The sequence below is a fragment of the Streptomyces sp. NPDC001514 genome (assembly GCF_053597075.1).
The window spans coordinates 101437-112440 of record NZ_JBSFHO010000028.1 but is presented as its reverse complement, the minus strand read 5'-3'; the positions used below and the strand labels follow the sequence as shown (position 1 = coordinate 112440).

The following is an 11004-nucleotide window of genomic DNA, read 5'->3' as shown; positions in this document are numbered from 1 at the left end:
CACTGCCTCCAGCACTGCAAGCCGTTCGACGAACACACCGCCTTTCCCACCGAACTCGCCGCTGCGGCTTGACGCGTTGGCATCGTGAGGTGTCTAAAGCCGTGGAGCCGACCGCCCCAGCCACAGCGGGCTACCGTCTCGCGCATCTGGCGTTGCTCGCTCAGCCGCGCGGCCGGCGTAGCCGGGCCCGGAGCGGGGCGAAGACAGGAGCGTCGGGCCCGGCGGCGAGCCGGCAGCTGCGCGCGCTCACCTGGGACCACGTCTTCCTGAAGGGCAAGCCGAACGCCGATCCGCCGCAGCCTCCGCACATCGCGGTGTGGCGCTCGGTCCGTCGTGGCGGGGACACGAAGACCCGGAAGCCCCGGCGAACGCTCGCTCTGCCGGCACGTTGCGTCGAAGTCCTCTGGCAGCAATTCGAAGACCAGGGCTGGGAGCGGCTCGCCGCTGGCGACAGCTGGGAGGAACACGGGCTCGTTTTCTCCTCGGCCGTTGGTAAGCCGCTCGACGCCACCAACGTTCGGCGCGCCTTCCGCCAGGCGCTCAAAGACGCCGAAGGAATCAGCGCTGACGAGTGGACGCCTCGGGAGCTCCGCCACAGCTTCGTGTCCCTGCTCTCCGACCGCGGCGTCCCCTTGGAGGAGATCTCCCGCCTCGTCGGCCACTCCGGCACGGCCGTGACCGAGGAGGTGTACCGGAAGCAGATCCGACCCGTGATCCAGACCGGCGCCGTGGTCATGGACGGCATCTTCAAGCGCGATCCGGAGCGCTAGTCACGCAGATAGACACGCAGCAATGCCAGAGGGCCCTCACCGATTCGGTAAGGGCCCTCTGACCTGCTACTTAGCTGTCGGGGTGGCGGGATTTGAACCCACGACCTCTTCGTCCCGAATAATGTGCGGAAAGATCGCTGGCCAGGGGCGCTTGGCTCCTGTGCAGGTCAGGGCATTGGTACGAGTTGGTTCCGATGAGTGGCGATCGGTGCAACTTCCTTGATCCACTCCCCGCTCACTCCCCAGGGCTGACCCGTCAGGACGACGCAGGCTGAGACGCATAGAACGGCCTCCGCGTGCGAACCGTGAGGCCATTCGACATCGTGCCCGGCGAAGCGCTGGTGGAGGATATGAGCCTCCAACTCGTGACCAGCTGCCCCGCGCTTTCCAAGTAGATGTCGTAGCTCACCGCGCGATCGTAGACACTCCTGTCGCTGGCCACAGTCGACCTGATCTCTCACGACGAGGGCTCACCAGTCCCGCCACCGGTCCGTGAGCTCGTGCCGACCGAGCCCCCGCCTGGCGGTCAGGGCCGCGACGTCGACTCCCTGCTCGGTGAGCGCCTCATCGACGTAGGCGCACAACTGCTCGCGTTCATCGGTTTCGAAGGCGCATTCGTCATGAGCCTCGTTCACGGCGTTCAGGGCCAAGACGACGCACTCCACAGCGGCGAAGATCCGTGCGTCGTCTCCTTCGGCGAGCGAGGGCAACTCGGCCTCGAACACGTCGAGGACGGCATCGGTCTCCAGCAAGAGCCTTTCGGGGAACAGCTCGACCATGCACGCGCAGTCGGGATCCAGGGTGCCGGCGGCAAGCTCCGCGGCCTCCTTGGCTATGCCTCTGCGCCAGTTCGTCGTCGGTCTCTCAGCCATGGAGCGGACCGTACAGCGCAGGTCAGACAGCAAGAACCCGCTTTCACGAGGGAACCTCGGCTTGGGAAGCTTGGGTTCCCTTTCGACGAGTGCGCCGCTGACCTGCAGTGGAACCGGATTAACGCCCGATCTGCTGCCAGCTCGTTGCCCGGCGTTCCCCGTGGTTCCCCGCACGATCTGGCACGCTCCTGGCACGGTCGTGGTCAATCTGGCTGCCTGGACAGGCGCTTAGAAGATGCGGGCACGCCGTGGTGAGCCGGTCCGATCGTCCTATGCCGTCACCTTGCCGGGCCGCCGTGTCGCCGAGTGCCGCTGGCGTCCGCCGTCGTTGCCGTCATCACTGCCGTCGGCGGCGCCGCCGTGTGACCACCGCATTAGGAGTTCGATCCCGCCCCTGGGCGGCGCGGTTCAGGTCGTGCGCGGGTGTCATCGCCGGGTGCTGACCGCCGCAGCTGTTCGTGGTCGTTGATGTCAGCGTTGGATGTCAGCGGAACAACTGCGGCACTGGGCAGACCTCCCATGGCGCGTCCGGCCGGTCCGCCCAGCGCCACCAGACGTGTCGGTCGGCGCACTTTCACAGCGACCGACAGGTCCGCAGGCCGTTGTCCTCCCGCACGGAGACCATGAGGCCACCGGACCGCATGGGCCGGTTGCACTCAGGGCAGACCGGAACGTCGTCGCTCATACGACGCGCCTTAGCGACGCGACTGCTTCATCCCGAATTGGGCCCTGGAGGATTTCTCCAGGGATGGGATTCGGAATGGATTTGAGCGTGCAGCAAGGACGCAAAGAGGAGTCAAGGCAAGGATAGGTAGTCCGCGGGAAGAAAAGCCGTCGTCCGCATCAGGACAAGAGCGCCAACTCCACATCACGTTTCCATACCGACGCACCCGGCAGCTCGCGGTCAAGTCCGACACCGACGACCGTCGGCCCTTTGCCGGAAATTGCCCCACATGCGCACGCGGGCAGCGCGACCATCGCGCGAACTCCGCTGCCGTCCCGGGCGCTTATGTGACCCATACCTGTGCAGGTCAAGCGACTGACAGGCAAGATGACGTAACGATTTCGAGGGCTCCGCCCGGAGTGACCGCATCGCTGGAGATCTTCACCGCTTCCCTACATTTACAATCACGCAGCCCATGGCGTATCAGGCGTCATGGCGTGATCACAGGAGTCGTGTTGAGATTCAGACAACGGGGAAGGGTGCGAGTCGCGGGCATATCGCCAAGACGCACCGCGCTCGCCGTCGCCGCCGTACTGGTCGCCGAGGCGGCGTTGGTGTCGCTGGGGAGCGGGCAGGCCTTCGCCGCCGCGGACTCCGCCACCACGCGGGCGACGGCCTCGGGCAAGTCCGCCAAGTCGGCGGCCTCTTCGGCCGATTCGACGGCCGCCGCGTTGCTGATGGCCCGGTTGCAGGGCCGCAGGATCGAGGTGTTGGCGAAACGTTCCGCCAGCTCGACGACGTACGCGCTGCCCAACGGACAGTTGCAGACATCCACGTACGCGGCGCCGATCCGGCAGAAGGTCGACGGCGTCTGGCGCAACATCGACACCGCTCTGGCCGACGAGGGCAGTGCGCTGGAGCCGGAGGTGGCCGCCGCCGACATCGCGGTCTCCGACGGCGGAGACACCGCGCTCGCCTCGGTCACCAAGGGCGCGAAGTCGTTCGGGATGGGCTGGGAGTCGAAGCTTCCGACGCCTTCGGTGAAGGACGACACCGCCTCCTACGATCTCGGTGACGGCGAGACCCTGACGGTCACCGCGCTGTCGCAGGGGTTCAGCCAGAACGTTGTCCTGGACAAGGCGCCCGAGGGTCCGCTGGAGTACCGGATACCCATGCGGCTCAAGGGACTTGAGCTGTCGGTGGCCGAATCCGGTCACCTGCTGCTGAAGGACGGCGCAGGGAAGCTGGTCGCCGAGGCGCCCGCGCCGATGATGTGGGACTCCTCCAAGGACCGTAAGTCCGGCGAGTCGAAGCACCAGGCCCCCGTCGCCACGAAGGTGGAGACGGCCGAGGACGGGTCGCAGACCCTGGTCCTCACCCCGGACGCGAGCTACTTCACCGACAACAAGCTGACCTACCCGGTCACCGTCGACCCCACCAGCACGCTCGCCGCCTCCGCGGACACCTGGGTCGCCACCAACTACCCCGACTCCCAGGTCTCCTCGGAGGAGCTGAAGTCGGGTACGTACGACGCGGGGACCACCAAGGCCCGCGCCTACCTGAAGTTCGACGTGTCGGCGTTCACGGGCAAGCACATCACCGACACCAACCTCGCCCTGTACTCGTACTACTCCTCGACCTGTGCCACCGCCGGCGCGGGCACGCAGGTGCGGCGAATCACCGGGGCGTGGACCACCTCGGACATCACCTGGGGCGACCAGCCCGCCACCACCACGACCGGCGCGGTCACCAGCACGGCGGCCAAGGGCTACAACGACTCCTGCCCGGCCGGCACCGTCAACTTCGACATCGACGCCATCGTGCAGGCCTGGGCCGACGGCTCCACCAACTACGGTGTCCGTATCGCGGGTGCCTCGGAGACCGACTCCACCACCTGGCGCCGCTACCGCTCCGCCAACTACGTCTCCGGCGACGGCTCCACCGAGCCGCACCTGACCGTGACGTACAACTCCTACCCGGCGGTGCCCAGTTCGACGGCGATCGCGCCCTCGCAGGTCAACGCCTACAGCGGCAAGCGCTACGTCACCTCGCTCACCCCGACCCTGTCGTCGAAGGTGACCGACCCGGACGGGGCCAACGTCCAGGCGCAGTACGAGATCACCGCCGACCCGGCGTACGCGGACACCACGTACTCCCTCACGGCGTACGGCAAGACCGTGGCCTCCGGCTCCACCTCGACCCTGGCCATCCCCTCCGCCTCCGCCTTCCCCTCCGGCAGCCATCTTCGCTACCGGGCGCGGGCGTACGACGGTACGGACTTCGGGTCGTGGTCGGGCTACACGACGTTCGTGCTGAACACGGCCAAGCCGGTCGCACCGACCGTCACCTGTGACACGTACACCCAGGACGGCTGGACCGCCAAGGCCTCCGCCGCCGTGAACTGCACCCTCGACACCTCCTCCACGGACGGTGCCGGCTACCAGTGGGGCCTGGACGACGCGTCCCTGCCGAACACGAAGCTGGACACCACCAACGGCAACGGCGGCGACGCGCAGACCATCAGCATCGACCCGGCGGGCGGCTGGCACACGCTGTACGCGCGCACCATCGACTCCGGCGGCAACCTCTCCACCGCCAGCACCGCCTACAGCTTCGGCGTCGGCGCCGACGGCGCGGCGATCCTCTCCCCGCAGGACGGCGACACCACCGCCCGCCGGGTCACCCTGGCGGCCAAGGGCCTCACCACCTACACCGGCGTGACCTGGCAGTACCGGCGCGGCGAGAGCGACATCTGGCACACCGTGCCCGTCGGTGACGTGACCGCCTCCGGCTCCGCCGTCTCCGCCTGGCCCGTCGCCGTCAGCGGCGGCACCGCGACCAAGCTGGTGTGGAACACCGTCTCCACCCTCGCCGAGGACGGCGTGATCCAGCTGCGGGCCGCGTTCACCAACGGCACCACCACCGGCTACTCGCAGACCGCCGAGGTCACCCTCGACCGGGACGCGGGCACCGCCCTCACCAATCAGATCGGCCCGGGCCAGGTCAACGAACTCACCGGTGACTTCACCCTGTCGGCCACCGACGCCTCCGCGTTCGCCGCGAGCGTGGACCGTACGTTCTCCTCGCGTACCAACAGCACCGACACCGAGGGCCAGGCGCAGATCTTCGGCCCCGGCTGGACGTCGGCCGTCTCCGCCGAGTCGAGCGACTACACGCAGATCCGCGAGACCTCCGGCTCCTCTGTCGAGGTACTGGCCGGTGACGGCAGCGCGATCGCGTTCACCGAGACGAGCAGCGGCGGCTGGCAGCCGGAGATCGGTGCCGAGTCCCTGACGCTGACCTACTCGACCACCACGAACATGTTCACGCTGACCGACACCGACGCCAACACGGTCGTGTTCGCGAAGGCGGACCCGGCCTCGACGACGTGGACGGTGTTCTCGTCGGCCTCGGCGGTCGACGACTCGACGGTCACGGTCTTCTCGACGACGGTGGACGTGGGCGGCAAGAAGCTGGCCCGTCCGAGGTACGTGGTCTCGCCGACGAGCGCGGCGACTGCGACGACCTGCCAGACGACGCCGTCCACGAAGGGCTGCCGGGTACTGGAGTACGTCTACGCGCCGGCCACCACGGCCACTTCCAGCACACTGGGCGACTATCTGAACCAGGTCTCGGCCGTCAAGCTGTGGGCCACCACCCCCGGTGCCTCCGCCTCGACCTCCGAGACGCTCGCCTCGTACGCCTACAACGCCTCCGGCCAGCTGCGCCAGGTGTGGGACCCGCGCATCAGCCCCTCGCTGAAGACGGAGTACACCTACGGCACCGACGGCCGCGTAGCCACGTACACCAAGCCGGGCGAGCTGCCCTGGACCTTCACCTACGGCACGGCCGGCTCGGCCCTGACCTCGGGGTCCGGCATGCTCCTCAAGGTTTCGCGTGCCGCGCTCGCCGCGGGCTCCGCGAGCACCACGTCCGGCACGGCGGCCACCACCGTCGTCTACGACGTCCCGGTCTCCGGCACCGCCGCCCCGTACCAGATGGACACCGCGACGGTCGCCACCTGGGGACAGGACGAGGCGCCCACCGACGCCACCGCGTTCTTCCCCGCCGACAGCGTTCCGGCCTCCAGCACCGGCGGCGACCTGACAGCCGACGCCTATGCCCGGGCCACGATCAGCTACATCAACGCGAACGGAGCGGAGACCAACACCGTGAGCCCGGGTGGTGCGATCACCACCACCGAGTACGACCTGCTCGGCAACGAGTCCTCCGACCTGACCGCCGGCAACCGGGAACTCGCCCTGGGCACCTCCGCCAACGCGGCGACAGAACTGGCCGCCCTGGGCCTGACCGATCTGTCCACCGCCGAGCGCGCCCAGCAGCTGGCCACCGTGCTGGAGTACTCCGCCGACGGCACCCGTGTGACGGACGAGTACGGTCCGCTGCACCAGATCACCCTGGCCGCGGAACTCACCGGCACCACCCCCGAGTCCACCCTGGCCGCCGGCACGGTGATCCCGGCCCGCGCCCACACCTCCTACGCCTACGACGAGGGAGCCCCGGCAAACGCGGCGGTCTCCGACCTGGTCACCTCCTCCACCACGGGCGCGGCCATAGCCGGCTACGCCACCGACGCGGAGGCCAAGACCACGACCACCACCTACGACTGGTCCACGGGCTCCGAACTGGCCACCACCGGCGGCGGCGAGTCCGCGGGCCAGGTGACCAGCTACGACAGCGCGGGCCGTGTGGCCACCACCCGCACCCCGAAATCGTCCGGCTCGGACGCGGGCACGCTGGTGTACACCTACTACGACGCGCACGCCACCGGCGCCTGCGCCTCGACCGAGTGGGACGGCCTGCTCTGCAGGACCGCCCCGGCCGCGGCCATCTCGGGTGGCGGGACCAACCCCGCCGAGGCCGTCACCACCGTCTACACCTACGGTCGGTGGGGCCAGGTCGTCACCAAGGCCGAGACCGCCAACGGCGTGACCCGTACGACCACCACCGCGCCCGACGCGGCGGGCCGTCCGACCGGCACGACCGTCACCGGCGGCACCGGAACAGGCACTCCGGCCACCAGCATCACCTACGACGGGGCCACCGGCCAGGTCGCCAGCACCACCGCCAACGGCAAGACGTCCACCTCGACGTACGACGCCCTGGGCCGGACACTCACCTACAGCGACGGGTCGGGCAGCACCAGCTCCTTCACCTACGACATCCTCGACCGCCCGGTGAGGGCGTCCGACTCGGTGCCGTCCACCACCACCTACACCTACGACGCCACCACCGGCCAGGCCCGGTCCATCACCGACTCGGTCGCCGGGACGTTCACGGCCGGTGCCCACGACGCCGACGGCGCTCTCACCGGTGAGACCCTCCCCGGTGGCTACACCCTGGCCACGACCTACGACACGACGGGCAACCAGACGTCGGTGACCTACGCGGACTCCTCAGGCACCACCGTGCTCTCCGACTCCGCGACCTACACCATCCACGGCAAGCAGACCGGTCACACCCAGACCGACGGCGGAACCCTGTCCACCGCCTACGGCTACGACGCCTCCGGGCGCCTGGCCCTGGCCACCGACGACGACGGCACGACGACGACCTCGCGTGCCTACGCCTTCGACACGGATGACAACCGCACCTCGCTGACCACCACGGTCACGGCCGCGGGCTCCACCCCCACCACCTCCAGCACGGCGTACGCGCACGACACCGCGGGTCGCCTCATCGCCGGGGGCTACACCTACGACGCCTTCGGGCGCACCACCCAGGTGGCGGGCAAGACCCTGGCCTACTACACCAACGACCTGGTGGCCAGTGAGACCGTGGGCTCCACCCGTACCACCTGGGGCCTGGACGGTTCCGGCCGCCTGGCGTCCTCGGCCACCGCGACCACCAGCGACAGCGGCGCGACCTGGTCGACCACGAGCACCACGGTGAACCACTACAACTGTGGCTGCGACACTCCGTCCTGGACGGTCACCACCGCGGGTTCCGCCTCCACTGTCAGCCGGAATGTCCCCGACCTCTCCGGCGGCCTGGCCGCCACCACCGATGCCACCGGCGGCGCGGTCCTCCAACTGGCCAATCTGCACGGTGACATTTCCGTCCGGCTGGACCTGGCGACGTCCGCCGCCACGGTCCAGCGCTACGACGAGTACGGCAACCCGCTGGACGCCACGGCCGCCGCGGCGAAGTACGGGTCCCTGGGCGCCTACCAGAAAGCCACCGACGGCCTGGCCGGATACACCCTCATGGGCGTCCGCGTCTACGATCCGACCACCGGCCGCTTCCTCCAGAGCGACCCGGTCTACGGCGGCAACACCAGCGCCTACATCTACCCCGCCGACCCGATCGGTCAGTCGGACACCAGCGGTGAGCTGAACTACCGCACTCAGACGAAGAAGACGAAGAACTACACCATCGGCATCAGCAGGAACTGCACCGGGAAGTCCAAGTGCAGCCTGACCTGGTACGTGAAGCTGAAGAGCATCTGGAAGAAGTACGGCGCTCTGAAGTTCGTGTACACCATCGTCCTTCCGCTGTACTACGCCAAGAGGAATCAGAGCTACGGCCACCTGGAGCCGGGCACCTACGTCTTCCACGGCTCCTGGGGTGTCCCGAACGGGAGAGGAAGACCGGAGTCGGACCGGGGGAAGTACAGGGCCATGGGCATGACCTTCTGGTTCGACTGGACGGACAACGTTGAATTCAGCGGGAAGTTCACCGTCATGAACATTTGCGTCAGGAACCCGACCCTGAACGTCTACGGCCTCTTCACCTGAGACCCTTCGGGTTGATCATCGCCGGGGGAGAAGTGGGCAGCCTCTTCTCCCCCGGCTTTCATTGCCATCGGAAGGCAGCGATGATGTCGAATTTCTCGGACTGGCAGGACCGGATGCTGAGAGCGGTCTGGCGGCACGGGGAGCAGCTCCCCGAGGAGGTGCTGACGTGGATGGCCGAGCTGTACGGCGAGCGTGGAGAAATTCCGGAATCGGAGTTCTGTGAATCCTGGACCGCGCGAACCTTCTCCATGGCGAGATCGGCCTTCGAGACGGTCACCAGGTCGGCGGAGCAGGACACCGGGAAAGCGGCCACCGGCGACGACTTCTGCTACATCGACTACGTGCGCGACCCGGACCTGGGACCGGTCGGCGTGGTCCACATCAAGTCGGCGGAGGTCTCCACACCCGATTCGGCAGAGGTTCTGGGTGCTGTGGCGGAAGGAGTGCAGGAATTCGTCATGAGCCACCATCGCGTGACCTGGCCCGTCTGCGGCGAGCACGACCGCGGTCTGCATGTGGGTTACTTCCATGAGACCGCGGTCTGGAAATGCGCGGGCGGGACCACGGATGGTCACGTGGTGAGAGCGATTGATCCCGCCGTTCAGCCGTAGATCACTGCGGGCCCTTTCGCTGGGTTAGCCACCATTTCACCATGATTTCCCGCTGTTCTCCGCGTGATCCGGTGCGGTTGTGGTGCGCCCGACCAACTGGTCAGGGATGACCTCCGGTTAGTACTCCAGTTGTAGATCGTGATCTTGCCGGTGGGGCGGGGCTACGGCCGTGGGCACGGTGGCTTTGTTCACCATTTTGACGGCATTGTGGTGCTTGCCAGGACAGCATGGGGATGCTCCTCGGTACAGGGGCTGGTCACGCGTCCCGTCGAGCGCAGGTTCTAATACCGGTCCAGGCGGTGCGCGTACGGAGTCGGCAGAGACTGCGTGCCGCCTCCGGGGAACCAAGCCGTACAAAGATCCCGGTACCGTTCGGGGATCGACATCCCGTGCACGTATGCGTCATCGGTCGACCAGTAGCCAAGAAGCAACCGGATGAGCGCCTTGTCATCGGGGAGCAGGTCGCCGCGTCGCAGCGCGTCGAACGCCTCGTCGTAGACCCTGTCCGGTTGCTGCACGGCAGCCCGGCGCCGCAGCTCGGGCTCGAGCTTCCGCACCAGAGACGACCGGTTCAAGACGGCGGCCATCATCCCGCCGCTCAGCGGAAATCTCTGCTGGTAGGTGCAGCCCATATGGCGAGCCACTTGGCCGGTGAGGCTGTCGGCCGGTTCCCGCACTGTGAATTCGCTCAGACGCCGTTGCCAGCAGAGTCGGGCGATGGCCCCGAGCAGCAGGCGTGCCGCGGTGGCATTCTCGGCCACCAGTTCGTCCACGGTCAGCGAACCCAGGGGGTCGCCGAAGGCTCGGCCCTCCAGCACGGCATAGCCGACGGCAGCACTGTCGGTCTGCAGCACCAGGGTCTGCGACCCAGGCTTCCACGTGGCCTGGGGGACGAGCCGGTTCCAGCCTGCGTGTCGTGCATGGGTCCAGGGCCGCTGAGCGTGCGCGGTGTTGTACAGACGGAATCCTCGGTCCCCTGTGCGTGCGCTCGATGCCTTGCTGAGAGCGCGCCAGGGGTGACGGTCGGGGAGTGGATTTCCTTGATCCACTCCCCGTTCACTCCCCAGAGGTCCCGAGGAACGAGTCAGGGCCGGTTTCCCGTGAAGGAAGACCGGCCCTGACCTGGTGTTTCAGCTGTCGGGGTGGCGGGATTTGAACCCACGACCTCTTCGTCCCGAACGAAGCGCGCTGCCAAGCTGCGCTACACCCCGATGTCATCCGCTCTCGCGGCGACGTCGTTTACTTTAGCCCACGCGCGCCCGGAGACGAAATCCGGTTTTCGGCGGCTCGCAGGCCCCGCCGCCGCAGGTCTCGCCGCTGCTGGGCCGC

At 67.8% G+C, this 11004-nt stretch carries 4 protein-coding genes, 1 tRNA gene and 1 pseudogene; 3 read left to right on the top strand and 3 right to left on the bottom strand.

The annotated features are described in order from the left end of the window. Positions 1 to 221 precede the first annotated feature (221 nt). Positions 222 to 770 (top strand): annotated as a pseudogene (locus ACWCXB_RS26235) (tyrosine-type recombinase/integrase); the annotation flags it as partial. 470 nt (positions 771 to 1240) lie between these two features. Here the strand turns inward: ACWCXB_RS26235 and ACWCXB_RS26230 are convergent. Continuing rightward, positions 1241 to 1642, bottom strand: coding sequence for a hypothetical protein (locus ACWCXB_RS26230; protein WP_450726043.1), 402 nt, complete (start codon positions 1640 to 1642; stop codon positions 1241 to 1243). Between the two features lie 1179 nt (positions 1643 to 2821). On the opposite strand from ACWCXB_RS26230, the gene ACWCXB_RS26225 reads away from it, so the two are divergent. Next, on the top strand, positions 2822 to 9064 hold the full coding sequence (locus tag ACWCXB_RS26225; RefSeq protein ID WP_450726041.1) for a DNRLRE domain-containing protein: 6243 nt from the start codon (positions 2822 to 2824) through the stop codon (positions 9062 to 9064). Positions 9065 to 9096: 32 nt separating this feature from the next. Continuing rightward, positions 9097 to 9675 (top strand): hypothetical protein, encoded by a 579-nt coding sequence (locus ACWCXB_RS26220; protein WP_450726040.1) that lies wholly within the window; start codon positions 9097 to 9099, stop codon positions 9673 to 9675. Between the two features lie 281 nt (positions 9676 to 9956). On the opposite strand, the gene ACWCXB_RS26215 is transcribed toward ACWCXB_RS26220, so the two are convergent. Both ACWCXB_RS26215 and ACWCXB_RS26210 read right to left on the bottom strand, forming a co-directional pair. Further along, on the bottom strand, positions 9957 to 10529 hold the full coding sequence (locus tag ACWCXB_RS26215) for a hypothetical protein (RefSeq protein WP_450726038.1): 573 nt from the start codon (positions 10527 to 10529) through the stop codon (positions 9957 to 9959). Positions 10530 to 10812: 283 nt separating this feature from the next. Next, a tRNA-Pro gene (locus ACWCXB_RS26210) sits at positions 10813 to 10886 on the bottom strand. Positions 10887 to 11004: the final 118 nt, after the last annotated feature.